This is a genomic window from Nocardia sp. AB354 (genome assembly GCF_049538315.1).
Taxonomy (GTDB): domain Bacteria; phylum Actinomycetota; class Actinomycetes; order Mycobacteriales; family Mycobacteriaceae; genus Nocardia; species Nocardia nova.
The window spans coordinates 147,228-173,694 of the sequence record NZ_JBMVFU010000009.1; the positions used below are offsets into that span (position 1 = coordinate 147,228).

The window sequence follows — 26,467 nt, forward strand, 5'->3', positions numbered from 1 at the left end:
CCGCGCAACGCCGCCCGGCCGCAAGAAAAGTACACCTCGTACATTAGAGGTAGGATCGCGCTGTGACAAGGGACACAGAAATTCGGCGTCCGGGCCGGCCGCCCGGGCCGCCCCGGGATCCGGACCGCCGGCGTGCGGAAATCCTCGACGCGGCCGAGCGGGTGGTGGCCGGCTCCGGAGCTCGGATGACGATCGCGCAGGTCGCCGCCGAGGCCGGATACGCGCGCACCGCCGTATACGCGGTGTTCCCGGATCTGTCGGCGCTGATCGACGCCCTTGCCGAGCGTCATATGAACGCGATCATCGCCGCCGCCGACGATCTGCTGGCCCAGCCGCTGCCCGCCCGGCAACTACTGCGCGCGGTGGTGACCCTGATCTGCGATTTCGTCGACGCCAACCCCAATCTGCACCACGTCATGATGCAGCGGCTGGAGCGCGGCGATGCCGAGCACCGGCCCTTCTTCACCCGCGTATCCGATTGGGCGACATCGATTTTCGACATCATCCTGCGCCGCCTCGACGCCGACCCGGCGCTGGCGCGGATCTGGGCGACCGCCACCGTCGGCGCCATTCTGATGTCGGCCGAGGCCTGGATGCAGCAGCCGACGCGCTCGCGCGCAGAATTCGTCGACCAGCTCGCGGCTTTTCTGTGGCCGACCGTGGAGAGCATCGGCGGCGACCGCCTCGTCGGGCCGCTGACGGTCGCCGCGGAGCCGGTGCCGAAGTGATCGCATACCCGCCCTCCGGGTGCCGAAACTCGGGCTCGGGGTGCGGACGCGCCGACATTCGGTGCTCGTCGTGACTGCCTCCGGGCAGCCGACTACCGTTGAGCCTGTCGTAGACCGAACGTCCGGCGAGGAGCGCTGATGGGAACCGAAACTGTCGAGAACCGACGCCACCGCGTGGTGGTGATCGGATCCGGCTTCGGCGGCTTGTTCGCGTGCAAACATCTCGAGCACGACAACGTCGATGTCGTACTGATCTCCAAGACCTCCACGCACCTGTTCCAACCGCTGCTCTACCAGGTCGCCACCGGCATCCTGTCCACCGGCGAGATCGCTCCCGCCACCCGCATCGTGCTGCGCAAGCACCACAACACGCGGGTGATCCTGGGCGAGGTCCACGATATCGACCTGGTGAACAAGACCGTGACGTCGAAACTGCTCAACCAGGACACCGTCACCTCCTTCGACAGCCTGATCGTCGCGACCGGCGCTCAGCAGTCCTATTTCGGCAACGATCGGTTCGCCACCTACGCGCCGGGGATGAAGACCATCGACGACGCGCTGGAACTGCGCGCCCGCATCCTCGGCTCGTTCGAGGAGGCCGAACTGGCCAAGACCCAGGAGGAACGCGACCGGTTCCTGACGTTCGTCGTGGTCGGGGCGGGCCCCACCGGCGTCGAACTGGCCGGTCAGATCGCCGAACTCGCCGACCGTACCCTGGTCGGCACCTTCCGCAACATCGATCCGCGCGACGCCCGTGTGCTGCTGGTCGAAGGCGCCGGCGCGGTGCTCGCGCCGATGGGCCCCAAGCTCGGCGGCAAGGCCCAGCGCCGCCTCGAGAAAATGGGCGTGGAGATCCAGCTCAACGCGATGGTCACCGATGTCGACGCTCGTGGTGTGACGGTCAAGGACAAGGACGGCACCGAGCGGCGCATCGAATCGGCGTGCAAGGTGTGGTCGGCCGGCGTGCAGGCCAGCGAACTGGGCAAGATGCTGGCCGAACGGTCCAAGGGCACCGAAACCGACCGGGCCGGGCGGGTCGTGGTCGAACCGGATCTGACGATCAAGGGCTATCCGAACGTCTTCGTCGTCGGCGACCTGATGGCCGTGCCCGGTGTGCCCGGTCAGGCGCAGGGCGCCATTCAGGGCGCCACCTATGCCGCCAAGCAGATCAAGGCCGAGGTCGCCGGGAAGCAGACCCCCGATCAGCGCAAGCCGTTCAAGTACTTCAACAAGGGCAGTATGGCGACGGTCTCGCGGTTCAACGCCGTCTGCCAGATCGGCAAGCTGGAGTTCTCCGGCTTCTTCGCCTGGCTCATCTGGCTGGTACTGCACCTGTACTACCTGATCGGCTACCGCAGCCGGACCGTCACGGTGTTCCAGTGGTTCGTCGCCTTCCTCGGCCGCAATCGCGGGCAGATGGCGGCCACCGAACAGTGGGTCTTCGCCCGGCTCGCGCTCGAGGCCATGAACGGCAACGAGACCGACGCCCGGGAGGTGGAGGCCGAGGTCGGCAACACGACGCCTCCCGCCGCACCGGGCGAACCGCCGGCGAAGTCGGCGGCCCCGACTCCGGACGGCGAAAAGGCCTCGGGCACAAGCGAATCCGCCGGTCCGAGCGAGTCCTCCGCCAGCGAGTCGACTGCCTCCGGCTCGTCGCAGCCGAAGGCGGGCTGACGACTCGGCCTGATCGCCACAGCACTACCGAGGGCCGCAAGCCGATGTGCTTGCGGCCCTTGTGTATTCACGCCGGCCGCAGAGCACGCTCGACTGCCCTGCCCGAGGGCCGAGCCCGACGTCTCCGCTCACCCCGCCGCGGCGGCTCGACGGCGAAGGTTCGCGGGGGTTTCGGACAGCCGCGCACCCGTCCATGTCGAGAGCGAACCCCCGGCGGCCAGCGGCAGCACCGCGGCGGCCATACCGATGGTCGAGGCGGGGCTGTCGTCGGGGTAGCGCAGCTCACTGGACAGCGCGCGGTGGGCCGACAGTAAATCGTCGGCCGCGGTGCCGGCACCGAGTTCGAGGCGATGGCGCAGCAACGGCAGGGCGGACGTGTCGGCGACGAGGTCGCCACGCCAGCGGCCGTGATCCTCGCCGGTGCGGCCGATCTGCACGCGTTCGCGGAGGCGGATCCGGGCATCGGCGGCCAGCCGAACGGTGGTGACCGCACGATGGTCGGCTCCCCCGGCGACGACCGTCGGTTCCGGATCGAAGTCCAGTTCACCGCCCGCGCCGATGTCGAAGGTCCATGATGCCGTCGATATCGGAGTCGTGCGGCCGGGGAGCACGATCGTGGCGGCCACGGAGCGAACCGTCAGGCGTGAACCGGGCTCCACCACGATGTGGATGTCGAGTTGGTCCCCGCCGAGCGGTGTGGCCGCGGCACCGATCAGATGCACCGTATCCGGCCCGGTGGAGCGCACCGCCAGCGCGCCGGTGGCCGCGGTCTGCGGCCGGGCCCCGGCGCGGGCGACGATGCGAATCTCAGTGCGCAACAGCGCTTTCCCCAGCGGCATCGGCGGCCGCCGCCGCGCGCAGCTGATCGCGCACCCACGCCAGCACCGGTGTCGCGGCCGGATCCTCGGTCAGCGAACTGAAGACGAACGGGCGACCCGCGCGCACCGCCGCGGAATCGCGCCGCATCACCTCGAGGTCGGCGCCGACCATCGGCGCCAGATCGGTCTTGTTGATCACCAGCAGATCCGAGAACGTCACGCCCGGACCACCTTTGCGCGGCACCTTGTCGCCGCCGGCCACGTCGACGACGAAGATCTGCACATCGATCAGGCCCGCTGAGAAGGTGGCGGTGAGGTTGTCGCCGCCGGATTCGACCAGAATCAGATCCAGCGGCGGATTCGCCTCGATCAGATCGTCGATCGCGTCGAGGTTGGCGGTGATGTCGTCGCGAATCGCGGTGTGCGGACAACCACCGGTCTGCACCGCGCTGATCCGTTCGTCGGGCAGAACCGCGTGCCGGCGCAGGAAGTCGGCGTCCTCGGTGGTGTAGATGTCGTTGGTCAGCACCGCCAGCGACAGTTCCGCGCGCAACTGCCGGCACAGCGCCGCGACCAGCGCCGTCTTCCCCGATCCGACCGGTCCGCCGATCCCGATGCGCACCGGCTCCCCCGGCGTCCGCACCCGCCTGGGGCGGTCATGGGCGTGATCGTGCGGTTCGCCATCGATCAGATGCGGCGGCATGAGCTCTCCTTCGGGCCTCGATTCTCGACGATCATCGTGGCCGATTCATGTGAACCCGGTGTTACCTCGCCCGACATGCGCACGGGTGCGCCGACATCCGGGCGACCCCCGCCTAGCTCCGCAACTCGGCCGACTCGTCGGCACCGGCGGGCTGTATGGACCGCAGCGCCGCCATCCATATCACGGTGAGCTCGTCGACGAGTTCCTCACCGGTCAGCACCAGCCGCTCGGACAGCACCGCCTCTATCACGTCGAACGCGCCGCCGAGCAGGAACAGGGCCAGTGCGTGCGTGGACGGTTGTGACGACCTCGGCAGCGGCAGGGTATCGGTGATGATCTGGGCGAATTCGACCAGCAGCGTATGTCGTCGATCGCGCAGCGGGCCGTGTCCGGCCGCGCAGATCAGGATCGCGGTGGCCTTTCGCCGATCCTCGGCCACGACACCGTAACCGGCGGCGATCGCGCCCCGCACCCGTTGTTCGATGCTCTCCCCCGCTGCCACGGCCGCCACGCCGCGCGCCACGATCTCCTCCGCGACCGTGTCCACGACCGCGCACAGCAGCGCATCGAGATCGGTGAAGCTCTCGTAGAAGTAACGCGGAGTCAATTGGGCACGGCTGCATACGGATCGGACGCTGATCCCGGCCAGACCGTCCTCGTGCAGGCAGTCCAAACCGGTCTCGATCAGCACCTGCCGCCGCTGTTCACGCCGGACATGCCCGGGAACGCCCCGGTAGGTACCTGCCACAATCGCCTCCACATATTGACAACGACAACGACCGTTATCAGACTACCCGGTGACACGGGACACACACACCTGGGAGACGACGATGACTCTGCTGATGCACGACCGCGCCGGCGTGCCCGGCATGCCGGGCGATTCCGGACTGCCGCTGATCGGATACACCTTGCAGCTGGCACAGGGCACGATCCTGACCGGCGAAAGCCGCTACCGGCGGCACGGTCCGGTGTCGTGGTCGCGCGCCCTCGGCATGACATCGGTGCAGGCGATGGGCCCCGACGCCTGCGGCGAGGTGCTGCGCAATCGGGACCAGGCGTATGCGAACGGTCCCGGCTGGTCGACGTTGATCGGCCCGTTCTTCCACGGCGGTCTGATGCTCATGGATTTCGATGAGCATCATCGCCACCGCCGCATCATGCAGTCGGCGTTCACACCCCAGCGCCTGGCGGGCTATCTCGGTCCGATGAACGAGACCATCGCGGCCGGGCTGCGGCGCTGGCCCAGCTCCGGCACCCTGCGCTTCCATCCGCTGATCAAGCAGCTCACCCTCGACGTTGCGACCCGCACGTTCACCGGGACGCCGCTGGGTCCCGAGACCGACCGGGTCAATACCGCGTTCACCGATACCGTCGCCGCCACCACCGCGGCGCTCCGGCTTCCCGTGCCCGGAACACGCTGGTCGCGGGGACTGAGCGGGCGGCGGGTGCTGGAGCGGTATCTGGCCCCGAGGCTCGCGGACAAACGCGCCGGCGACGGCAACGATCTGTTCAGCGCGTTGTGTCATGCGGTCGGCCCGGACGGGGAGCGGTTCACCGACAGCGAGATCGTCGACCACATGGTCTTCCTGCTGATGGCCGCGCACGACACCGCGACGGCGACAATGACCACGATGGCCTACTACCTGGCTCGCCATCCGGAGTGGCAGGAGCGGTGCCGGGAGGAGTCGCGCGCCCTCGGGGTGGACGCGATCGACTACGCGGATCTGGACCGGCTGGAATCCCTCGACCTGGTGATGAAGGAGGCGATGCGCATCATCACCCCCGTGCCCACCGTGATCCGCAAGACCGTGCGGGAGACCGAATTGCTGGGCTACCGCATTCCCGCCGACACCCTGGTCGGGGTCATGCTCTGGCATCTGCACCACATGCCGGAACTGTGGCCCGAGCCCGACCGGTTCGATCCGGAGCGTTTCGCCGAACCGCGGCGCGAAGACAAATCACATCGCTACGCCTATCTGCCCTTCGGGCACGGAGTGCACAAATGCATCGGCATGTACTTCGGCGGGATGGAGGTCAAGGCAGCGATGCATCAACTGCTGCTCCGGCAACGATGGAGCGTCGATCCGGACTACCGCATGCCCGTACTGCTGCGCCCGCTGCCGAAACCCGGTGACGGCCTGCCCATCCGGGTGTCTCCCGCCTGATCGTCTTCGACGGGCCGGTCGCAGCCACCGCGTGGGCTAGGACGCGAACAGCGGCATCTCGCGGCCGAGGTGGCGCTGAGCGAGCACGTCACCGAGCGGATCGGAGAGGGCGGCCGGGCCGATCGTGGCCGCGCGCGCGGTCTCGTCGCACAGTGCGGCCAGTTCCAGCGTGATCGCCGCGACGGCCGCCGGGTCGAGTGCGAGCAGCCGTTGCGCCGCGGTGGCGGCTCCGGTCATCGTCGTATAGACCACGACCCCGGCGATCTCCACCGGTCGCACCGCCGCGGCCTGCCCCACCACACCGAAGACCGTCGACAGATGCGGCCGCGCGCCCGAGCTCGACCAATCATGGTGCGGCCATACCTGTTTCGCGAGCCGAAGCAGTCCGCGCCCCTGCGCCCGCGAGGCCGTGCGCGCCGCCGGCGCCGGGGTGCGGGCGTCGGCTTCCGCCTCGGCCGACGAGGGAGTCAGGGTTCCCGCACAGACGGCCGCCGACAGCGAGGCCGAGACCAGGCCCGTGGTGCGGATCCGCCGGCGCAGATACGCCGCTACCGTGTCGAGGTCGCGCACGAGCCCGGAGGCGACCGCCTCCTCGACACCGCCCGAATGCACATGCCCGCCGATGGGCAGCCGCGAATCGGCGAGCGACATCACCATCGCGAGACTCATGGGCATCTCCTGCGGCCGGGCACGATCTCCGATCCTAGAACCGCGCGGTCAGCCGGCCGCCGCGAAGTCCGCGGCGGCGCTCACCGCGGCCCACTTCTCGGTTTCGTCGCCCCGGGCCTGCCCGGCCGCCCGCGCCGCCGCCAAGGCGTCGCTGCCCAGCAGCAGGCGGCGAGGCGGCTCCTCGGAGTCGGCCACCTCGACGATGATGCGGGCGGCGCGCGCGGGGTCGCCCGGCTGGGATCCGTCGTTGTCGCGGCGGAAGCGGTGGACGGCGCCCACCGTCGCCTCGTAGTCGGCACCCACCGGATGGATGGTCATCGAGGCGCCCTGCCAGTCGGTGCGGAAGGCGCCCGGCTCGACGATCACCACCCGCACCCCGAACGGGGCGACCTCGCTCGCGAGCACTTCGGAGAATCCCTCGACCGCGAATTTCGCCGTCTGATAGGCGCCCAGTCCGGGCGAACCACCGACTCGGCCGCCGATCGAGGAGATCTGGACGAAGGTTCCCGATCGCTGGGTCCGCAGCACCGGTAGCGCCGCGCGGGTGACGTGCACGACGCCGAACAGGTTGGTCTCGACCTGCGCCCGGAAATCGTCGGCGGCCATCTCCTCGATCGGTGCGCTGTCGGCGTATCCGGCGTTGTTGACCACGACGTCGAGCGAACCGAAGGTCTCCACGGCCGCGCGTACAGCCGCCTCGGCCGCCTCCGGGTCGGTGACGTCCAGCGGCACCGGCAGGATGTGCGAACCGTAGCGCCGCACCACATCGTCGAGCTGTTCGGGGCCTCGCGCACCGGCGACGACCCGGTGCCCGGCGGCCAGCGCCGCCTCGGTCAGCTCCCGTCCCAGGCCCCGCGACGCACCGGTGATCAGCCATGTTCCGGCCATAGTCGTTCCTCCGTCCCTCGTCCGGTCGCGCTCGAAGCGACCCGACTTCTTCAACTTCTACACCAATGTAGCACTTACTCCTGTTTCGGCTACTACATTGCAGCGATTCTGCTGCTATCTGCTTCTCGCATGGGTACATTGAAACCGTGAGAGCTGACGCCGCCCGCAATATCGAACTGGTGCTGACCACCGGAGCCCGGCTGCTCGCCGACGATCCGTCGGCGAGCCTGTCGGCCATCGCCGCCGCCGCCGGCGTCGACAGACGCACCGTCTACCGCCGCTTCGCCTCCCGCGACGACCTCCTCGCGGCCGTCTATCAGGCTCGATACGACGCGGTCGAGGAAGCCATCGCGAGCGCCCGGCTCCGGGAGGCGCCGGTCGCGGTCGCCCTGCACCGGTACGTCGAAGCGATCATCGGCGTCAATCGCCGCTGGCCGGTGCAGACGGCGAGATTGGTGGCCGACGAGACCATTCGCGGTCGGCGCGAACCGCTGATCGCCGAGGTCGACACCTTCCTGCGCCGAGCAACCGACGAAGGCCTGCTCCGGCCCGGCCTCCCCGCGGGCTGGGTGTCGACGCTGCTGGCACAGCTGATGGTCGACGCCGCCGAGAACCTCCCCCAGTTCGATCCCGCCCGCGCGGCGGACATCGTGGTCGACACACTCCTGCACGGCGTGGGCTCCGGACCGGACAGTTCCGCGCGCGCTTGACGTCAACAATGGTCGAGGTTGCAGGCTGAGCTCATGAAAGCGATACGCCTGCGCGAATTCGGCCCGGCCGAGAACCTGCGCTACGAGACCGTCCCCGATCCGCGGCCGGCGGCCGGACAAGTTCGAATTACCGTGGCCGCGGCGGGAATTCACCTGGTCGACACGCATCTGCGCCGAGGCCTGCCGGGCCCTTATCCGGTGCCGCCGTTGCCGACGATCCCCGGCCGGGAGGTCGCGGGCGTCGTCGACTCGGTGGGCTCAGGTGTCGACGCGGATCTGCTGGGCGCTCGGGTCGTCACCCACCTCGGCGCAGCGCCGGGCGGTTATGCCGAACTGGCGGTCGCGGATGCCCAACGGCTGCACCGGATTCCGGACGCACTGGATCCGGGCGCGGCGGTGGCGATGATCGGCACGGGGCGAACCACCCTGGGCATTCTGGGATTCGCCGAGCTCGAGCCGGGACAGCTCGCGGTGGTGCCGGCCGCGGCGGGCGGGATCGGAACGCTGCTCGTGCAATATCTGCGCGGCGCCGGGCTCACCGTCGTCGGACTGGCCGGTGGTCCGGCCAAGGTCGCCACGGTGGCGGCCAACGGCGCCGATCTCGCCCTCGACTACACCAACCCGAGCTGGCCCGACGCGGTGCGCGCACGCTTCGGCGAACGGCCCGCGCACTGGATCTTCGACGGCGTCGGCGGCGCAGCGGGCCGCGCGGCGGTCGAACTGCTCGCGCCCGGCGGCGCCCATCTCGTCTTCGGCTGGAGCGATAGCGCGCTGGAACTCGACCCCGATGAACTCGCCGCCCGCGGTATCACCTCACGGTCGGTTCTGGGCCCGGACATGCTTGCACGCGGCGGCGGAATCGCGGCCCTGGAGACGCGCGCGCTGGCCGCGGCCGGATCAGGGCGGCTGCGCCCGGCGGTGCACCGTTTCGCCCTCGGCGACGCCGCGGCCGCACACCGGGCCCTCGAGGACCGCGCGACCGTCGGCAAGGTCGTCCTCGAGCCGTGAGCAGTCGATAGCTGCTCAATTGCTGACGTAACCGATTCGTAGCCCCTCCCCTCGGCCGCGGACCCTACGCTGGAGGTCGCGTCTCGTTCTCACGGCCCGCGACCGAGGCCGGCGGGCGCACGCGGAGGAGGTTCGTCCATGCCTGTGTGCACAACGCGTGACGAGGTCGACATCTACTACAAGGACTGGGGTTCGGGCCGCCCCGTGGTCTTCATCCACGGCTGGCCGCTCAACGCCGACGCCTGGGACGATCAGCTGAAACACGTGGCGGACAACGGCTTTCGCGGTATCGCACACGACCGCCGCGGTCACGGGCGCTCGGCACAGCCGTGGGGCGGATACGACTTCGACACCTTCGCCGACGATCTGAACGATCTGCTCACCCGGCTCGACCTGCGCGATGTCACGCTGGTGGCACATTCCATGGGCGGTGGCGAACTGGCCCGCTACATCGGCCGCCACGGCAACGGCCGGGTGCGCTCGGCGGTGTTGCTGTCGGCTATCCCGCCACTGATGGTGCGCACCGAGGGCAACCCGGAAGGCGTGCCCGACGAGGTGTTCGATCAGATCAAGAAGGGCATTCTGACCGAACGCTCGCAATTCTGGCGCGACACCTCCGAGGGCTTCTTCGGCGCCAACCGGCCGGGCACCAAGGCCACCCAGGGCAATCGCGACGCGTTCTGGTTCATGGCGATGCACGAGTCGATCGAGGCCGGGGTGCGCTGTGTCGACGCCTTCGGATACACCGACTTCACCGCCGACCTGGAGAAGTTCGACGTGCCGACACTCATCGTGCACGGCGACGACGATCAGATCGTGCCGATCGACGCGACGGCCCGCAAGGCGGCGAAGATCATCCCGAACGCCACGCTCACCGTCTACGAGGGCGGTTCGCACGGTATCGCGCTGGTCCCCGGCGACAAGGAACGTTTCAACGCCGATCTGCTGGCGTTCCTGCAGAGCTGACCCAATCCCGAGTGCTCGCGCGAATCCGGTTGTCGCGCACGGCCGTCGGCCACTGTCCACGCACGCGGTTCAGGTAAATCGGATGCTGCGGGCCATCAGCCGCTGCATCGGGCCGCGGGTCAGATCCGTCCACGCCTGCAGGGGACCGCTCCACCACGGTGAGATCTCCACCGGTTTCGCGACGACGGCATGACACACCAGATCGGCGGCCTCCGCGGCGGTCAGCCCCGGCATGGAACCGAAATCGGTGGGCGCGCTCATGCGGGTGTGCACCAGCGGCATGTAGATCGAGGTGGTGGTGACGCCGTCGGCCGCCACCTCGGTCGCCACCGTGCGCAACCACTGGTCGAACGCCGCCTTCGACGCACCGTAAGCGGCCCATCGCGGCGCCGGCGGCATGCGCAGCCCCCAGGTGGAGATGTTGACGATATGTCCGCGACCGCGCTCCCGCATCGCCGGGAGCAGGGCCAGCAGCAATCGCACGGGGCCGAGGTAGTTGATATCGATGGTCCGGGTGAAATCGTGAAAGCGATCGTAGGACTCGTCGATCGAGCGGCGAATCGATCGGCCCGCGTTGTTGATCACCACATCCACCCGCCCGTGCGTGGCGAGGATGTCGCGGGCCAATGCGTCCACCGCCTCCATATCGGTCAGGTCGGTGCTGTACGTGTGCGCGATGCCGCCGGCCGCGGTGATGTCGTCGGCCGCGGCGTCGAGTTCCGCCGCCGAGCGCGCGACCATGATCACGACGGCTCCGGCGGCGGCGAATTTGGCGGCGGTGACCTTTCCGATGCCGTGCGAGGCGCCGGTCACCAGCACGACCCGGCCCGAGACGGCCTCGCGCAGCGCCGCGTCCTGGGGCCGCGACGTGGGATACAACAAGCGCGTCGCGACCCGTTCGGCCAGCGGGCGGCCCGGTGAAGCGGTATCTGTCACAGCCGAAACTGTATTGGGCCGCCTCCACCGGCGGGCCGGAATCGTCACCGCCGACCGGGAACCGGTCAGCGCGTTCCCGCCGCGGCGGACGCGGCATCCACCGCGGTCGCGCGCCGACGCCGGCGACCCGAGGTCGCCGCGGCCGCCACCGCCATCATGATCAGCAGTGCCGCACCGACCACCAGCGCGGTGTGCATGCCGGTGACGAACGAGCTCTGCGCGGCATGGACCACGGCCGCATCGCCGCGATGGAGCACGAGCGTCTCGCCTAGCGTGTCGGCGAAATCGCCACCGGACCGGAACACCAGTGCCGCCAGCGAACCCAGCAGCGACAACCCGAGGGCGTTACCCAGTTCGAAACTCGTCTCGGAGATGCCGACCGCCGATCCCGCCCGCTCGGCCGGAACCGAGGAGACCGCGACCTCCGACACCAGGGTGAACACGATGCCGTAGCCGAGGCCCGCGATCGTGGAACCCGCGATGTACCAGCCGATTCCGCCATCGACGCCGATGCCGAGCAGCAGCAGATTGCCGACCGCGGCGGCGCTCAGCGCCAGCACGAACGATCCGCGGGTGCCGAGCCGGCGCGCCACCCGGGCGCCACCCATCGAGCAGATGAACACCGCGATCGCCGCCGGAATACCCAGCAGCGCCGCGCCCAGGACGTCGCGCCCGGCAACTGACTGCAGATACATGCTGGTCAGATAGCTCATGCCGGCCAGCGACATCATGCCCACGGTGGACGACCCGATCGCCACCCGGAACAGGCCGCGCCGGAACAGGCTCAGATCCAGCAGCGGTTCGGCCAGGGTGCGCTGGCGCCGCACGAATGCCACCAGCACCGCGACACCGGCGAGGCCGAGCACCACCGAGATCGCGTCGACGCCCTCGGCCGCGGCCCGTTTCACCGCGTACACCAGCGGCAGGATGCCGCCGATGGACATGATCACGCTCACCGGATCCAGCGGTCCGCGACCGGCGGAGCGGTGTTCGGGCAGCAGCAGCGGTCCCAGCGCCAGCAGCACCAGCAACACCGGCGTGTTGATCAGGAAGATCGAGCCCCACCAGAACTTGTGCAGCAGCAAGCCGCCGATCACCGGCCCCACCGCGGACCCACCCGCGAAGAACGCCGTCCAGACGCCGATGGCGGTGCCGCGGGCCCGGGCGTCGGGGAACAGACTCGAGATCAGCGCCAGGCTCGACGGCAGCAGCGTCGCACCGCCGACACCCATCAGCGCGCGCGCCGCGATCAGCACGCCGGCGCTGGGCGCGAAGGCCGCCAGCAGAGAGGCGATGCCGAAAACCGTTGCGCCGGCGAGCAATATGTTGCGCCGCCCGATGCGGTCACCGAGATTGCCCATGGTGATAAGCAGTCCGGCGATCATGAATCCGTAGATGTCGAGAATCCACAGCTGCTGTTCGGCCGAGGGGTCCAGATGCTCGGTCAGCGTCGGCATCGCCAGATACAGCACCGACATATCCATCGACACCAGCAGCACCGGCAGGATCAACACCGCCAGACCCAGCCACGCCCGCCGGGGGGTTGCGCTCGGCGCGGTATGGGCCGCCGCCGAGGTCTCAATGCCGACCATCACCTATCCTTCATCTCGTGCGTACGTCGTACGCGACCGGGGTACAGCGTACGCATCCGGCCGCAGAAAGGAAAGCGAGTTTCGATGCCGAAACCTTCCCACCCACCCTCACCTGCGACGCCAGGCTCTTCGAGCCGGTCGCAGCCCGAGCGGCTGACGCGAGCGGCGATCGTCGACACCGCCATCGCGCTGGCGGACGCGGACGGCATCGACGGATTGTCCATGCGCCGCATCGCCGAGCGGATGGGCGTGGGCGCGATGTCGCTGTATCGGCACGTGCCGAACAAGGACGCACTGCTGGCCGATATGACCGACGAGGTCGCGCGGCGCTATCCGTATCCGGCGCCGGAAGCGGACTGGACCTGGCGCGACCGGGTGCGCGCGGCCGCCGATATCGACTGGCAGCTCTACCGGCTGCATCCGTGGGTGCTGTTCACCTTCGCGGTGCCGCGCTACAACTTCGGCCCGCACAGCCTGGCGTGCCTGGGCTGGCTGACCGAAGGTTTCCTCGAGCTGACCGATGATCGCCGCGAGGCCACCGCGATGGCGCTCGAGGTCTGGAGTTACATCGCCGGCATCGCCCTCCAGCAGGTCAGCGCCACCATCCTGGCCGCCCGCGAGGACGAGCACGACGAATCCTCCGGGCTGACAGCACTTCTGGAAGGCACCCCGCGCTGGCCGAGCCCGCCCGCGCTGGCGCCCCTCGAAGGCACCGGACTCGGCGATCTGCTCGATCCGGTGCGGCAATTGCATTCGGGCCTGTCGGCGCTGTGCGACGGTTTCGCCGCACGCCACGGCTGACCGGCGGTCAGTAGTACGAACGGCCCTGCGTGCCACCGGAGACCGACCACACCTCCACGATCAACCCCTCCTCGACGCGCAGGATATCGGTGCCGCTCACCGCGATCTCACCGTCCGCCACCGGACGACGCGAACCGTAGGGCCGCGCCACGATCCCGGTACGGCGGTCGTCGATCTCGACGACCGCCTCGCCCTGGGTTTCGAATCGCTGCCCGGGCGCGGCCGCGCGGAAGGCCGCGATCTGCCGCGCGAACGTCTCCGGGTCGTGAATGCTGTCGTAGGCCTCGGCGCCCGGCTGGGCGTAGCGAAGTGTGAAGTGCGGGGCCATGATTCGGTTCGCGAGTTCCAGCTCCCCGTTCCACATCGCCGTCCATCGGTCGAACAGTTCGATGCCGTATGCGCGCATGTCCACTCCAATAGTCTCATGGATACGGTATGACGGATATGAAGCTATAGTCTCAGTGAGACCGTGTCAAATGCCGTGCCGAACCGAGACGTGCCGAACCGAAAGCTGACGACCATGCCGGATCTGGGAGCGCAGGACCATATCGTGCTCGGGCTCATCGCCCGGCACGGACCGCTCACCCCCTACGAGCTCAAAGCGCGCATGGAGGAGAGCGTCGACTACTTCTGGCCGGTGCCGCATGCGCAGCTCTACCGCATTCCGGCCCGGCTGGCCGAGCGCGGCCTGCTGCACGAGGACGCCGAGGAGACCGGCCGCCGGCGCCGGGTTTTCCAGCTCACCGACGCCGGACGCGAGGCGTTACGCGCGTGGCTGGCCGACCCGCAGTGCGCGCCGCCGGAGACGCGCGATCCGGCGCAGGTGAAATTGTTCTTCGCCGACCTCGGCGCACCCGAGGACGTGGTCGCCCTCGCCCGCCGCCAGGCAGCCGAGCACCGCCGCTGGCTCGACCGCTACCGCGCCATGCACGCCGAGATCGATCCGGCCGATACGGTGCGCGCCCAATCCCGTTCCCGCATCTTGGAACTGGGGATCGGCCACGAACAGGCGTACGTGGACTTCTGGACCGAACTCGCCGACCACCCCGACCGGATCGGGCACGGCGATTCGGCACCGGTCAACCGGTGACCACGGCGTAGGCGAAGCCGTCCCAGCCTTTGCTGCCCACGGTCTGCAGCACGGTGGCCTCGAGCCGCGGCTCGTCGGCGAGCAGTCGCAGCGCTTCCCGGGCCCCGCGGACCGCGGGGTCGCCGGGGTCGCCGTCGGCCAGGGCGCCGCGGCGCACGACATTGTCGACGATGATCACCGAACCGGGGTGGGTCAGCCGCAGCGCCCACTGCACATAGTTGGCGTTGTTGACCTTGTCGGCGTCGATGAAGACCAGGTCGAAGGGCTCGCCGTGGTCCTCGGCGACTCCGGGCAGGGTGTCCAGCGCGGCGCCGACCCGGATCTCCACTCGTTCCCCCACCCCCTTGCGATCGAGGTTGGCGCGGGCCACCTCGGCGTGGTGCGGATCGTATTCCAGCGTCACGACGCGCCCCTGAGAGCCCACCGCACGCGCCAGCCACAGCGTGCTGAACCCGCCGAGCGTCCCGATCTCGAGCACACGCCGCGCCCCGGCCGAGAGCGCGAGCAGATACAGGAATTTGCCCTGCGCCGGCGAGACGTCGATGGGCGGCAGGCCCGCCTCGGAATTCGCCTGCGCCACATCGGAATCGGCGTCACCGATCAACGTGTCCACGACGTAGCGGTCGACCTCGCCCCATGCGGCATTCGTCATATCGGCCAGTGTGCCACCGCGACCGCACCGGCGCAGCGCCGCCGACGGGCCCGGCGCCGGGGCAAGGTTCAGAACAGGAAGTAGCGCTGCGCCATCGGCAACTCCGTGGCGGGCTGCTGGTCCCACACCTCGCCGTCGATGCGCACAGTGAAGGTGTCGGGTTCCACCTCGATACGCGGCATCGCGTCGTTGAGCGGCAGATCGCTCTTGGTGCGGCGGCGTACATCGGCCACCGGCACCAGTTTCCGGCGCACCTGCAGCCGCTCGGCCAGCCCGTCCTCGACCGCCTGCGGGGAGACGAAATGCAGCGACGCGCCCGCCGCCACCACGGGTGCGGCGCCGAACATGGGCCGCGGCAGCACCGGCTGCGGTGTCGGAATCGAGGCGTTGGCATCGCCCATCGCCGCCCAGGCGATCGCGCCGCCCTTGAGCACCGCATGCGGGCGGACACCGAAGAAGGCCGGCTCCCACAGCACCAGATCGGCCAGTTTGCCGACTTCGACCGACCCGATCTCGTGGTCCAGGCCGTGCGTCACCGCCGGGCAGATCGTGTATTTCGCGACGTAGCGGCGCACCCGGTGGTTGTCGGCGGCCCCGTCACCGGGCAGCGCGCCGCGGCGGCGCTTCATCATGTGCGCGGTCTGCCAGGTCCGCATCACCACCTCCCCGATGCGGCCCATCGCCTGCGAATCCGAGCCGATCATGGAGATCGCGCCCAGATCATGCAGCAGATCCTCGGCCGCGATGGTCGAGGGCCGGATCCGGCTCTCGGCGAAAGCGAGATCCTCGGGCACGGCCGGATTGAGGTGGTGGCACACCATCAACATGTCCAAATGCTCGTCGAGGGTGTTGACCGTATGCGGGCGAGTCGGATTGGTGGAGCTGGGCATCACATTCGGGTGCGAGGCGACGGTGATGATGTCCGGCGCGTGCCCGCCGCCGGCGCCCTCGGTGTGATACGAGTGGATGGCCCGCCCGGCGATCGCGGCGAGGGTGTCCTCGACGAATCCGGCCTCGTTGAGCGTATCCGAATGCAGCGCGACCTGAACCCCCGCGGCGTCGGCCACCCGCAGGCAGGCGTCGATCGCCGCCGGGGTGGTCCCCCAGTCCTCGTGCAGCTTGAATCCGCCCGCGCCACCGCGCAATTGCTCCCACATCGCCTCGGGGCGCACGGTGTTGCCCTTGCCCAGCAGCAGGATGTTGACCGGCCAGCCGTCGGTGGCCTCGAGCATGCGGCCCAGATGCCAGGCGCCGGGAGTGACGGTGGTGGCCTTGGAGCCCTCGGCCGGTCCGGTTCCGCCCCCGATCAGGGTGGTGATACCGCCGCCGAGCGCCTCGTCGAGCAACTGCGGGCAGATGAAGTGCACGTGGCAGTCGATCGCGCCGGCGGTGAGGATGCGGCCGTTGCCGGCGATGATCTCCGTCGACGGACCCACCACCAGATCCGGATGCACACCGTCCATGGTCTCCGGATTACCGGCCTTGCCGATCGCGCAGATGCGGCCGTCGCGAATGCCGATGTCGGCCTTGACGATTCCCCAGTAGTCGACGATCACGGCCCCGGTGATCACGGTGTCCGGGGTGCCCTCGGCGCGGGTGGCGCGGGCCTGGCCCATCGATTCGCGCAGCACCTTGCCGCCACCGAAGACGGCCTCGTCACCGGCCAGGCCGGGTCCGCCGCAGCGGTCTTCGGTGATCTCGATCAGAAGATCGGTGTCGGCGAGGCGAATTCGATCGCCGACCGTGGGGCCGAACAGCGTGGCGTAGCGGGCGCGGGACAGTTCCGCCATCAGTCGACCGGCCTTCCGTCTGTCTCGTCGGACCGGTTCGCCACCGGGCCGAGCGGTCCCGGCGCATCCGGGCCGATCCCGTACACCTCGCGGCTACCGCCCAGCGGCACCAGCGAAACACGCTGCGCCAGGCCGGGTTCGAAGCGCACGGCGGTACCGGCCGGGATGTCGAGGCGGCGGCCGTGCGCCACGGCCCGGTCGAAGTCGAGGGCCGTGTTGGCCTGTGGGAAGTACACGTGACTGCCCACCTGCACCGGCCGGTCGCCGGTATTGACCACCTCGAGTTCGATCCGGTCGGCGCCGGCATTGATCTCGATGAGGCCGGCGGCGAGCAGATACTCACCCGGCACCGGGCCGGAGCCGCTCTCGGCGGATATCGCGCTCATCGGTGCCCCTCAGCCGATCGGGTGATGCACGGTCACCAGTTTCGTGCCGTCGGGAAAGGTGGCCTCGACCTGCACGTCGGCGATCATCTCGGGAACACCCGCCATGACGTCGTCGCGGGTGAGCACGGTGCGGCCCGAGGACATCAGCTCGGCGACGGTGCGGCCGTCCCGGGCGCCCTCGAGGACGTGGTCGGTGATGATCGCGACCGCCTCGGGATGGTTGAGTTTCAGCCCCCGAGCCTGCCGCCGGCGCGCCAGTTCGGCCGCGTAGCTGAGCATCAGCCGTTCCTGCTCGTGCGGTGACAGACGCACATCGACTCCTCGGCTGCTCGGGCGTACGGTGCTCGATATCTTGGCACGGCCGTACCGAGTACGCGCGCCGGGACGGGCGCTCGACTCGGCGGCGTCAGGCCTTGGCCGCCCCGTCCGCGGTGAGGTTCTGCAGCCGCACCTGGCCGCGCGCGACCACCCGGTCCTGCTCGTCGGTGATCTGCACCTGCCACAGCTGCTGCGAGCGACCCTGGTGAATCGGGGTGGCGACACCGCGCAGGCTGCCCTCGCGAACCGCGCGCAGGAAGTCGGTGTTGTTGTTGACGCCGACCACATGACCGCGGTCACCGAACCACACGCCGCCGCCGACACTGGCCAGGGTTTCGATGATCGTGCAGTACACCCCGCCGTTGACGATGCCCGCGGGCTGATGCAGCTGCGGCGAGACCACCCACTCCCCGACCACACGATCGGGCCCGACCTCGGTGTACTTCAGACCGATGAGGTCGGTGAAGGTCCCCTCGCTGTAGCGGGTCATCTGCTCGGGCGTGACATCCGCCAGGGAGCGAGCCTCGAATCGGTCGTGCTGTGTCATAGAAAAACACTTACACCACCTGAGTACCGGCCGGTACGGCGGTGCCGCGCGCGCCCGGCCACCCAGGTGCCGGGTAATCGAGCAGCACACCGGCGGCACAATGTGAAAATCGTTGTACCGCAGCGGCATACGCACTCACGGCGATCCGGCTACGGTTGCGATCACGGCGAGCGCAACCCTCGCTCCGGCCCCCGCGCCGCCCTACCGTGGCGGCCATGACAGCCGCATCGGACACTCCGCTCAACGACATCGTCGACGCCACCGCACAGGCCGTGGCCGGCGATCCGGCGAAGGCGCAGGTCCTGTTTTCCGCTGCCGGAGTCGCGGAGGGTGCCGTCGGCAGCGCCGTCACGGTCGGCACGTACACGGTCCGGGTGGACGAGCCGGCCGCGCTGGGCGGCGCGGGCACCGCGCCGAATCCGGTCGAGTTCTATCTGGCGGCACTGATCTCGTGTCAGGTGGTGACCTACCGGTTCTGGGCGCAACGTCTCGGCATCGTCGTCGACGATCTGCGCATCGAGGCCGAGGGCGACCTCGACGTGCGCGGCTTCTTCGGACTCGACGACAGCGTGCGCGCCGGGTTCCAGCAGGTCCGGGTGAATGTGCACATTCGTGGTCCGGAGCCGGCGCAGCGCTACGCTGAACTGCAGGCCGCCGTGGACGCTCACTGCCCGGTTCTCGATATCTCCACCGGGCCGACGCCCGTGCTGACCACACTGATCACATCGGAGTTGGAAAACTCCGCAGTTCCCGCCTGATTCTTCACGAATCGGGCATTCTGGGGCGGCGCACCGCCGCCTCGTGCGCGACGATCCATCCCATCTACACATTTTGGAGCTGAAACCCATGACCGACTCCGTCGAGCCGAACGATCCGGCGCAGAACTGGAGCTTCGAGACCAAGCAGGTCCACGTCGGCCAGATTCCCGACGGCACCACCAACGCTCGCGCGCTGCCGATCTACCAGACCACCTCCTACACCTTCCGCGATACCGATCACGCGGCGGCGCTGTTCGGTCTGGCCGAGCCCGGCAACATCTACACGCGCATCATGAACCCCACCCAGGACGCGGTCGAGCAGCGCATCGCCGCCCTCGAGGGTGGTGTGGCGGCGCTGCTGCTCTCCTCGGGCCAGGCCGCCGAAACCTTCGCGATCCTCAACATCGCGGGCGCCGGTGACCACATCGTGTCGAGTCCGCGCCTCTACGGCGGCACCTACAACCTGTTCCACTACACGCTGCCGAAGCTGGGCATCGAGGTGTCGTTCGTCGAAGATCCCGACGATCTGGACCAGTGGCGCGCCGCGATCCGCCCGAACACCAAAGCGATCTACGGCGAGACCGTGTCCAACCCGCAGAACCACATCCTGGACCTGCCGGGCCTGGCCGAGGTCGCCCACACCGCCGGTGTGCCGTTCATCGTGGACAACACGGTGCCGACCCCGTACCTGATCCAGCCGCTGAAGCACGGCGCCGACATCGTCGTGCACTCGGCGACGAAGTACCTCGGCGGCCACGGCGCCGCGATCGCCGGTGTGATCGTCGACGGCGGCACCTTCGACTGGACGGTGACCGACGAGCAGGGCAACTCGCGCTTCCCCGGCTTCACCACCCCGGATCCCAGCTACCACGGCGCGGTGTTCGCCGATCTGGGTGCGCCGGCCTACGCGCTGAAGGCACGCGTGCAGTTGCTGCGTGACCTCGGCTCCGCGGTGGCCCCGTTCAACGCGTTCCTGATCGCCCAAGGCCTCGAGACGCTGAGCCTGCGGGTGGAACGGCATGTCGCCAACGCGCAGGCGGTGGCGGAGTTCCTCACCGAGCGGCCCGAGGTGACCAGCGTCTTCTACGCGGGCCTGCCGTCGTCGCCGTGGTACGAGCGCGGCCGGGAACTGGCCCCGAAGGGCACCAGCGCGATCGTCGGCTTCGAGCTGGCGGGCGGTGTGGACGCGGGTAAGCGGTTCGTCGACGCGCTGACCCTGCACAGCCATGTCGCCAATATCGGCGATGTGCGTTCGCTGGTCATTCACCCGGCCTCGACCACGCATTCGCAGCTGACGCCCGAGGAGCAGCTGGCCGCGGGTGTGACGCCGGGCCTGGTCCGGCTCGCGGTGGGCATCGAGGGGATCGAGGACATCCTCGCCGACCTGCGGACCGGTTTCGCCGCCACGCACTAGTTCTCGCCGATGCCCGGTTCGCCGCCACCCGGCGGCGGGCCGGGCAGCGTCGTGTCAGCGAAACACGCACCGGCACTTCGGGATTCGGGCGCGGGAGCTCGGAAACGACGCGGCGGGCCCTTCGTGACGAAGGGCCCGCCGCGGGCAGTGGACCGGGGAGTCGACCGCAGCCCTCGGGACTCTCGCTCGATCCGGACGCCGAGTCGAGTGTAGGTCAGGCTTACCTAACCAAGCAAGAGCGACGCACCGGCAACCCGCGATCGGCCAATGCCAGCAGCAACGCCTGCCCCCGCTCGATCCCCGCATCCGCGCCGGTCCGCGCCAGTTCCGGAACATAAGTGGCCGCGCCCACGACGGTTTCGCCCACGAGATTCCAGAATCGCGCCCGGCTCAGCCCCGCGCAGCGCTGCAGGCTCTCACACACCAAGGTCAGCGCCGCCTCGCAGCGATGCGCCAGCCACACCGACAGCGCCCGATCACACGGCAGCGTCACCACACCCGGCCGCGCTGCAAGCGGATCACCCGCCACCACGCGAATCGTCGTGTCCGACAGGCCCGCCCAGTCCAGCCCGCCGTCGTTGTCGCTGTGCACCCACAGATTCTCGAGCCCCGGATCCCAGGCGCGGTTGTCGCAGACCATCAGCGCGACCACCCGGCCGACCACGGCATGGATCAGCGCGGTGGCGACCACCTCGGCGGCGATCTCGGCGCTGACCATCTCCGCCGCATGCCGGCGATACATCAGCTCGATGCGACCTTCACGCACCCCGTCGGCCAGTCGCCACCACCGCCGACGGCCCTGTTCGGCCATCGCCGCCATGGCGTAGACGCGCGGATGCCCGGGCTGCAACGCGCGCAGCCGGACACAGATCTGTTCGAACGCCGGCTCCGGACGGCGAGCCGGGAAAATCGTCACTGGTTCGGACATCGAACCCCCTCAACGTTCGGCATTGCGGTCGGCAACGAAAGATAGGTTAGGCTTACCAGAGTTGTACGGCGACAGGTCGCTGCGCAAGTGTTCGATCGCCATGAAACGCGTCACCCAGGAGTCGTTCGCCGCCGTGTCCGCCGCAGTCATCACCCCCCGTCGCCGTGCGACCGGCCTGGCACTCCTGGCCGGGGTGCTGCTGCTCGCGGTCGTCGCCGGACTCGCCGTCGGCGCGAAATCCCTGTCCCCGGCCGAGATCTGGCACGCCGTCTCCTGTCCGGACGGCGTGCCGTTCACCTGTCCCGCGGACGGGCAGGCCGACCGGATCGTGCGCGAATTGCGCCTGCCCCGAACGGTTCTCGCACTGCTCACCGGCGCCGCACTCGGTATCGCCGGTGCGCTGATCCAGGGCTACACGCGCAATCCGCTCGCCGATGCTGGATTGCTGGGTCTCAACGCGGGTGCGGCGTTCCTGGCCGCGCTCGGCATCCATCTGTTCGCGCTCACCCAGCCGAGCCAGTACATCTGGTTCGCCTTCGCCGGAGCACTGGCGGCCGGGGTGGTGGTGTTCGGCGCATCGGCGAGCGGCGGCAGCCGATCCACCCCGTTGACGCTGGTCCTGGCCGGTGCAGCGGTCACTGCGCTGCTGCAGGCGCTGACCAACGCGGTGATCCTGCTCGATCCGGCCGCGCTGGACACCTACCGCTTCTGGGTGGTCGGCACTCCCGCCGGACACGAACCCGCGGTCGCGGCCCAGGTGGTGCCGTTCATCCTGGCGGGAACGGTGCTGGCGATCCTGGCCGCGCCCGGGCTCAACGCGATCGGACTCGGCGAAGATGTCGCGCGCGGGCTCGGGGTGAACATAGCGCGCAACCGCGCGATCGGGCTCACCGCGGTGGTGCTGCTGACCGGCGCCGCGACGGCCGCGGTCGGCCCGATCGCCTTTCTCGGATTGGTCGTTCCGCACCTGGGCCGCATGATCACCGGCCCGGATCACCGCTGGCTGATTCCGTATTCGGCGCTGCTCGGGGCGATCGTGCTGCTGCTGGCCGATGTCGTCGGCCGGGTGATCGCGCCGCCCGGCGAGTTGCAGGCCGGTATCGTGCTGGCCGCGATCGGCGCACCCTGTTTCATCGCCCTGGTGCGCCGGCGGAAGGTGGCCGAATTGTGAACGCGCGCAGCGATATCCGCACCTCCGGGGCCGGCACGGAACCGGGTACCGAGCAAGGGGACGGAGACCGACGGGCCGGGGGCGAAGCTACGGCCGGGTTGGTCGGCGATTCGACGAGCGCTCCCGGCGTGGACCGATCCGGCGTGGCGCTGGCACGGGTCCGGCAGGCCGTCCGGGTCGCCGGAATGTCTGCGGTCCTTCGTCTTTCGATGCTGCTGACGTTGCTGGCCCTCGCCGCCGCGATCGTGGTGCTGTGCGTAGTGGACATCTCCGTCGGCGACTATCACATCGCCCTCGCGCGGGTGCTGGACGTGCTGACCGGCGGCGGCACCCGTTCGCAACGCTACGTCGTCATGGAATCGCGGCTGCCACGCGCGGTGACCGCGCTGGTGGCCGGAGCGGCGCTCGGCATCGCGGGCGCGATCACGCAGTCGATCCTGCACAATCCGCTCGCGAGCCCCGACGTCCTCGGCATCACATCCGGGGCGAGCTTCGCCGCGGTCGCCGTGCTGGCCGGTGCGGGCGGCACCGCCACCGGAATCGTCGCGTTGCTGGGCGTTCCGCTCGCGGCACTCGCGGGTGGACTGGCCACTGCCGCATTGATCGGCGTCCTGGCGCTGGGCCGCAACAGCGGCGGCGACACCGGACTGAGCGGAATGCGGTTCATCCTCATCGGGATCGGGGTCAACGCGCTGCTGCTGGCCGGTATCAACTGGCTTGTCACGCGGGCGAGTCTCGACGACGCCGCCCGGGCGCAACTGTGGCTCACCGGCTCGCTCAACGGCGCGGACTGGAACCGGACGAGTGCGGCGGCGGCCGGACTCGTCGTCGTGGTTCTCATCGCGGCGGGTTCGGCGCGCACCCTGGCCGCACTGCGCTTCGGCTCCGACACCACTCGCGCGCTCGGTGTGCGCGTACAGACCCAGCAGTTGGTGCTGATCGGCGCCGCGGTGGCGGCGGCTGCCCTGGCCACCGCGGCGGTCGGCCCGCTGGCCTTCGTCGGGCTGGCCGCGCCGCAGATCGCCCGCCGGCTGCTGCGCACCCCCGGGGAGCCGGTCATCGGCTCGGCGCTGACCGGGGCGCTGATCGTGATCGCCGCCGATGTCGCGGCCCGAACCGTCGTACCGGTCGACTTGCCGGTCGGCCTGGTCACCGCCGCGTTCGGCGGACCGTTCCTGCTGTTGCTGCTGATACGCGTGAACCGGAAGGCGACATTGTGAGCACCCGAACCCCGCACCGGAACACCGGCAACGACGCCCACCGCCTCGCCGCGGAGAACATCACCCTCGGCTACGGCGGCCGTGTCATCGTCGACGGCCTCAGCGTCGATATCGAACCCGGCCTCATCACCACGGTGATCGGCCCGAACGGCTGCGGCAAATCCACACTGCTGCGCGGATTGGGCCGGCTGCTGCGGCCGAACGCGGGCCGAGTCCTGTTGGACGGCAAGGCGATCGCCACCATGAAGACCCGCGACGTCGCCCGCATCGTCGGCATGCTGCCGCAGGCACCGGTCGCGCCGGAGGGCCTGACCGTGGCCGATCTGGTCGCGCGCGGCCGCCACCCGCATCAGTCCTGGCTGCGCCAATGGTCGGCCGACGACGAAACCGAGGTCGCGCACGCCCTCGCCCAGACCGGCGTGTCGGAACTGGCCGACCGCACCCTCGACGAACTGTCGGGCGGGCAGCGCCAGCGGGCGTGGATTTCCATGGCACTGGCCCAGGGCACCGACATTCTGCTGCTCGACGAGCCCACCACCTATCTGGATCTGGCCCACTCGCTGGAAGTGCTCGACCTCGTCGACCGGCTGCACGACGATCTGGGCCGGACCGTGGTCATGGTGTTGCACGATCTGAATCTGGCCATCCGCTACAGCGACCGGCTGATCGTCATGCGTGAGGGCCGCATCGTCGCCCAGGGCGCGCCGAGCGAGGTGATCGACACCGAACTGTTGCGGACGGTCTTCGGCCTGCGTGCCGAGGTGCACACCGATCCGGTGTCGGAGCGCCCGATGATCGTGCCCATCGGCGCGCGGCACGTCGTCGGCGCCGTCGGCGGACCGCGCCCGGACGATGCCGCAACGAGTTCCCCGACCGGTTTATGAAAAATCCCACATAGCTACCGACCGGTTACGACGAACTGTAGTACGCATTTGTGTCGTTGCCTCCGTAAGCTGGAGGGATGGCAGGTCTTGGTGAACTCGAGAAAGCGGTCATGGACCAGTTGTGGTCGGCCGATGAACCGCAGACGGTACGGCAGGTCCATGAAGCCCTCGCCGCGCGCCGCGAGCTCGCGTACACCACGGTGATGACGGTGCTACAGCGACTGGCGAAGAAGAATCTGGTCGTGCAACAGCGCGACGACCGGGCACATCGGTACGCGCCCGTGCACACGCGCGACGAACTCGTGGCCAGTCTGATGGTCGACGCGCTGCAGCAGGCCGACGAAGTCGGGTCCCGCCGCGCCGCGCTCGTGCACTTCGTCGAACAGGTCGGAAAGGATGAGGCTGCCGCACTCCGCGATGCACTCGCTAAGCTCGAAGCAACCGAGACCGCGCGCAACCCGTCCGAGGACGAGAACACCGCATCCGACGACAACGGAGTCGCCCCGCCGCAGTAGCTGCGTGGTGCTCTCCGGCGCCGCGATCTCGGGCCCTGGCCCCACAACGCAGTGAGCTGAGTATGAACGCAACAGCGCCGGTCTTCGCCGGTCTCGCCTTGCTTCTCGCGGGACCGGTCCCGGCTCTGCTCAGCCGAGCCACCTGGCCGTACCGGACTCCCCGCGCGGCGCTGGTGTTGTGGCAGGCGGTCGCGCTGGCAGCGGTGTTGTCGGCGTTCGGATCCGGGCTGGCCATCGCCAGTCTGCTGCTGGTCCCGGGACCCGACGGTCGCCCCACCACCTCCCCGACCAAGGAGATCGACGCGCTCGGCCTGGGCCTCTGGCTGATCTACGTCGTGGTCTTCGCGCTGACCCTGCTGGTCGGCGCGCGCCTGATCTACGCCGCGATCCGGGTCGGCGTGCACACCCGCCGCCGCCGGGCCCGGCACCGGATGCTGGTCGACCTGCTCGACCAGGGCGGCGACATCGGGCACGGCGATCTGATCGCGGCCTCGCCGCTGGCCGGTACCCGTGCCGCGGATATCCGCGTCCTCGCCGCCGCCGAGCCCATCGCCTATTGCCTGCCCGGTCTGCGCCAGCGCGTGGTGCTCAGCCAGGGAACGTTCGCGAACCTGTCGAAATCCGAACTGACCGCGATCGTCAGCCACGAGCGTTCGCATCTGCGGGCGCGCCACGACCTGGTGCTGGAGGCGTTCACCGCCGCGCACGAGGCATTCCCGCGGGTGGTACGCAGCAAATCCGCGCTGGATTCGGTGAAGCTGCTGATCGAACTGCTCGCCGACGATTCCGCCGTCAAGGTCACCGGACCCACCCCGCTGGCCCGCGCGCTGGTGACGTGCTCGAATTCCACCGCCCCGCAGGGAGCCATGGCCGCCGGCGGGCCCACCACACTCATCCGCATCCAGCGCCTGACCGGTCCGCTCGGCGATCTGCGCATCGCGACCGCGGCCTACGCGACGGCCGCCGCGATCCTGGTGGTGCCGACCCTCGCGGTGGCGATTCCGTGGCTGGTCGAATTGAACCGGTTGCTGAGTGCCTGAGCGGCGGCGTTCCCCGGGAGCTCACGGTCGGCACGCGAACAATCGCGGGGACAAGCCTTTCGGACGCGGCGGCCCCCGGGGCGCGCGAACCTCGGA

At 69.4% G+C, this 26,467-nt stretch carries 29 protein-coding genes; 15 read left to right on the plus strand and 14 right to left on the minus strand.

Annotated elements, in window-relative coordinates; all coding sequences use genetic code 11:
• Window positions 1-62: 62 nt before the first annotated feature.
• Window positions 63-728 carry a TetR/AcrR family transcriptional regulator gene (locus ACPCUW_RS15535; protein WP_146098586.1) on the plus strand — a complete coding sequence of 222 codons (666 nt, stop codon included), beginning with the start codon at window positions 63-65 and terminating at the stop codon, window positions 726-728.
• Window positions 729-866: 138 nt separating this feature from the next.
• The gene (locus ACPCUW_RS15540) at window positions 867-2,402 is read left to right on the plus strand and encodes an NAD(P)/FAD-dependent oxidoreductase (protein WP_423425544.1); all 1,536 of its coding nucleotides are present in this window, start codon (window positions 867-869) and stop codon (window positions 2,400-2,402) included.
• Between the two features lie 128 nt (window positions 2,403-2,530).
• On the opposite strand, the gene ACPCUW_RS15545 is transcribed toward ACPCUW_RS15540, so the two are convergent.
• The 3 genes from ACPCUW_RS15545 to ACPCUW_RS15555 form a co-directional block, all read right to left on the minus strand.
• On the minus strand, window positions 2,531-3,220 hold the full coding sequence (locus tag ACPCUW_RS15545) for an urease accessory protein UreD (RefSeq protein ID WP_423425546.1): 690 nt from the start codon (window positions 3,218-3,220) through the stop codon (window positions 2,531-2,533).
• Window positions 3,210-3,923, minus strand: a complete 714-nt coding sequence (ureG, locus tag ACPCUW_RS15550) for an urease accessory protein UreG (RefSeq protein WP_195075720.1) — start codon at window positions 3,921-3,923, stop codon at window positions 3,210-3,212. Before ureG ends, ACPCUW_RS15545 begins: the two co-directional genes overlap by 11 nt.
• A 112-nt stretch (window positions 3,924-4,035) precedes the next feature.
• The gene (locus ACPCUW_RS15555) at window positions 4,036-4,671 is read right to left on the minus strand and encodes a TetR/AcrR family transcriptional regulator (protein ID WP_156055771.1); all 636 of its coding nucleotides are present in this window, start codon (window positions 4,669-4,671) and stop codon (window positions 4,036-4,038) included.
• Window positions 4,672-4,720: 49 nt separating this feature from the next.
• Between ACPCUW_RS15555 and ACPCUW_RS15560 the strand changes: the two genes are divergently transcribed.
• A complete protein-coding gene (locus tag ACPCUW_RS15560) occupies window positions 4,721-6,088 on the plus strand; it encodes a cytochrome P450 (protein ID WP_342749123.1) in 1,368 nt (455 codons plus the stop codon).
• 36 nt (window positions 6,089-6,124) lie between these two features.
• On the opposite strand, the gene ACPCUW_RS15565 is transcribed toward ACPCUW_RS15560, so the two are convergent.
• Window positions 6,125-6,757: an urease accessory protein UreF gene (locus ACPCUW_RS15565; RefSeq protein WP_423425548.1), complete on the minus strand. Its 633-nt coding sequence runs from the start codon at window positions 6,755-6,757 to the stop codon at window positions 6,125-6,127.
• A 48-nt stretch (window positions 6,758-6,805) separates the two neighbouring features.
• Window positions 6,806-7,645 (minus strand): oxidoreductase, encoded by an 840-nt coding sequence (locus tag ACPCUW_RS15570; protein ID WP_423425549.1) that lies wholly within the window; start codon window positions 7,643-7,645, stop codon window positions 6,806-6,808.
• Between the two features lie 146 nt (window positions 7,646-7,791).
• Between ACPCUW_RS15570 and ACPCUW_RS15575 the strand changes: the two genes are divergently transcribed.
• The 3 genes from ACPCUW_RS15575 (at window position 7,792) to ACPCUW_RS15585 (ending at window position 10,329) form a co-directional block, all read left to right on the plus strand.
• Window positions 7,792-8,355: a TetR/AcrR family transcriptional regulator gene (locus ACPCUW_RS15575; protein WP_181064721.1), complete on the plus strand. Its 564-nt coding sequence runs from the start codon at window positions 7,792-7,794 to the stop codon at window positions 8,353-8,355.
• Window positions 8,356-8,388: 33 nt separating this feature from the next.
• Window positions 8,389-9,363: a zinc-binding dehydrogenase gene (locus ACPCUW_RS15580; protein WP_423425551.1), complete on the plus strand. Its 975-nt coding sequence runs from the start codon at window positions 8,389-8,391 to the stop codon at window positions 9,361-9,363.
• Between the two features lie 138 nt (window positions 9,364-9,501).
• Complete coding sequence (locus tag ACPCUW_RS15585; RefSeq protein ID WP_063018821.1) at window positions 9,502-10,329, plus strand: alpha/beta fold hydrolase; 828 nt, start codon at window positions 9,502-9,504, stop codon at window positions 10,327-10,329.
• Window positions 10,330-10,398: 69 nt separating this feature from the next.
• On the opposite strand, the gene ACPCUW_RS15590 is transcribed toward ACPCUW_RS15585, so the two are convergent.
• Both ACPCUW_RS15590 and ACPCUW_RS15595 read right to left on the minus strand, forming a co-directional pair.
• Entirely contained in the window at window positions 10,399-11,265 is an 867-nt protein-coding gene (locus ACPCUW_RS15590; protein WP_423425552.1) for an SDR family NAD(P)-dependent oxidoreductase, read from the minus strand.
• Window positions 11,266-11,330: 65 nt separating this feature from the next.
• Complete coding sequence (locus ACPCUW_RS15595) at window positions 11,331-12,857, minus strand: MFS transporter (RefSeq protein WP_423425553.1); 1,527 nt, start codon at window positions 12,855-12,857, stop codon at window positions 11,331-11,333.
• 84 nt (window positions 12,858-12,941) lie between these two features.
• Here ACPCUW_RS15595 and ACPCUW_RS15600 point away from each other — a divergent pair, with 84 nt between their 5' ends.
• Window positions 12,942-13,658 carry a TetR/AcrR family transcriptional regulator gene (locus ACPCUW_RS15600; RefSeq protein ID WP_082940701.1) on the plus strand — a complete coding sequence of 239 codons (717 nt, stop codon included), beginning with the start codon at window positions 12,942-12,944 and terminating at the stop codon, window positions 13,656-13,658.
• A 7-nt stretch (window positions 13,659-13,665) separates the two neighbouring features.
• Here ACPCUW_RS15600 and ACPCUW_RS15605 read toward each other — a convergent pair whose 3' ends face one another.
• Window positions 13,666-14,064, minus strand: coding sequence for a nuclear transport factor 2 family protein (locus ACPCUW_RS15605; protein WP_231982863.1), 399 nt, complete (start codon window positions 14,062-14,064; stop codon window positions 13,666-13,668).
• Between the two features lie 114 nt (window positions 14,065-14,178).
• On the opposite strand from ACPCUW_RS15605, the gene ACPCUW_RS15610 reads away from it, so the two are divergent.
• Window positions 14,179-14,748 (plus strand): PadR family transcriptional regulator, encoded by a 570-nt coding sequence (locus ACPCUW_RS15610; protein WP_104406190.1) that lies wholly within the window; start codon window positions 14,179-14,181, stop codon window positions 14,746-14,748.
• Here ACPCUW_RS15610 and ACPCUW_RS15615 read toward each other — a convergent pair.
• From ACPCUW_RS15615 to ACPCUW_RS15635, 5 genes are all read right to left on the minus strand, one after another.
• Window positions 14,738-15,400: an O-methyltransferase gene (locus ACPCUW_RS15615; RefSeq protein WP_423425554.1), complete on the minus strand. Its 663-nt coding sequence runs from the start codon at window positions 15,398-15,400 to the stop codon at window positions 14,738-14,740. The two genes, ACPCUW_RS15610 and ACPCUW_RS15615, sit on opposite strands and share 11 nt — an antisense overlap.
• A gap of 68 nt (window positions 15,401-15,468) precedes the next feature.
• The gene (locus tag ACPCUW_RS15620) at window positions 15,469-17,190 is read right to left on the minus strand and encodes an urease subunit alpha (protein ID WP_423425555.1); all 1,722 of its coding nucleotides are present in this window, start codon (window positions 17,188-17,190) and stop codon (window positions 15,469-15,471) included.
• Entirely contained in the window at window positions 17,190-17,576 is a 387-nt protein-coding gene (locus tag ACPCUW_RS15625) for an urease subunit beta (protein WP_423425557.1), read from the minus strand. The genes ACPCUW_RS15620 and ACPCUW_RS15625 overlap by 1 nt, the downstream gene beginning before the upstream one ends.
• A 9-nt stretch (window positions 17,577-17,585) precedes the next feature.
• The gene (locus ACPCUW_RS15630; RefSeq protein WP_030517690.1) at window positions 17,586-17,888 is read right to left on the minus strand and encodes an urease subunit gamma; all 303 of its coding nucleotides are present in this window, start codon (window positions 17,886-17,888) and stop codon (window positions 17,586-17,588) included.
• Between the two features lie 94 nt (window positions 17,889-17,982).
• Window positions 17,983-18,441, minus strand: a complete 459-nt coding sequence (locus tag ACPCUW_RS15635) for a PaaI family thioesterase (RefSeq protein WP_197039928.1) — start codon at window positions 18,439-18,441, stop codon at window positions 17,983-17,985.
• Window positions 18,442-18,656: 215 nt separating this feature from the next.
• Here ACPCUW_RS15635 and ACPCUW_RS15640 point away from each other — a divergent pair, with 215 nt between their 5' ends.
• Both ACPCUW_RS15640 and ACPCUW_RS15645 read left to right on the plus strand, forming a co-directional pair.
• Window positions 18,657-19,199: an OsmC family protein gene (locus tag ACPCUW_RS15640; protein WP_423425560.1), complete on the plus strand. Its 543-nt coding sequence runs from the start codon at window positions 18,657-18,659 to the stop codon at window positions 19,197-19,199.
• Window positions 19,200-19,287: 88 nt separating this feature from the next.
• Window positions 19,288-20,613, plus strand: coding sequence for a bifunctional o-acetylhomoserine/o-acetylserine sulfhydrylase (locus ACPCUW_RS15645; protein ID WP_063018859.1), 1,326 nt, complete (start codon window positions 19,288-19,290; stop codon window positions 20,611-20,613).
• A 220-nt stretch (window positions 20,614-20,833) separates the two neighbouring features.
• On the opposite strand, the gene ACPCUW_RS15650 is transcribed toward ACPCUW_RS15645, so the two are convergent.
• The gene (locus tag ACPCUW_RS15650) at window positions 20,834-21,541 is read right to left on the minus strand and encodes a hypothetical protein (RefSeq protein ID WP_423425561.1); all 708 of its coding nucleotides are present in this window, start codon (window positions 21,539-21,541) and stop codon (window positions 20,834-20,836) included.
• Between the two features lie 100 nt (window positions 21,542-21,641).
• On the opposite strand from ACPCUW_RS15650, the gene ACPCUW_RS15655 reads away from it, so the two are divergent.
• From ACPCUW_RS15655 to ACPCUW_RS15675, 5 genes are all read left to right on the plus strand, one after another.
• A complete protein-coding gene (locus ACPCUW_RS15655; protein ID WP_064906825.1) occupies window positions 21,642-22,712 on the plus strand; it encodes a FecCD family ABC transporter permease in 1,071 nt (356 codons plus the stop codon).
• 185 nt (window positions 22,713-22,897) lie between these two features.
• Window positions 22,898-23,932, plus strand: a complete 1,035-nt coding sequence (locus tag ACPCUW_RS15660; RefSeq protein ID WP_423425658.1) for a FecCD family ABC transporter permease — start codon at window positions 22,898-22,900, stop codon at window positions 23,930-23,932.
• Window positions 23,929-24,816 carry an ABC transporter ATP-binding protein gene (locus ACPCUW_RS15665; RefSeq protein ID WP_104363532.1) on the plus strand — a complete coding sequence of 296 codons (888 nt, stop codon included), beginning with the start codon at window positions 23,929-23,931 and terminating at the stop codon, window positions 24,814-24,816. The genes ACPCUW_RS15660 and ACPCUW_RS15665 overlap by 4 nt, the downstream gene beginning before the upstream one ends.
• Before the next feature lie 77 nt (window positions 24,817-24,893).
• Entirely contained in the window at window positions 24,894-25,331 is a 438-nt protein-coding gene (locus ACPCUW_RS15670) for a BlaI/MecI/CopY family transcriptional regulator (RefSeq protein WP_051024559.1), read from the plus strand.
• Between the two features lie 62 nt (window positions 25,332-25,393).
• Window positions 25,394-26,371, plus strand: a complete 978-nt coding sequence (locus ACPCUW_RS15675) for a M56 family metallopeptidase (protein WP_063013103.1) — start codon at window positions 25,394-25,396, stop codon at window positions 26,369-26,371.
• The last annotated feature ends 96 nt before the right edge of the window (window positions 26,372-26,467 follow it).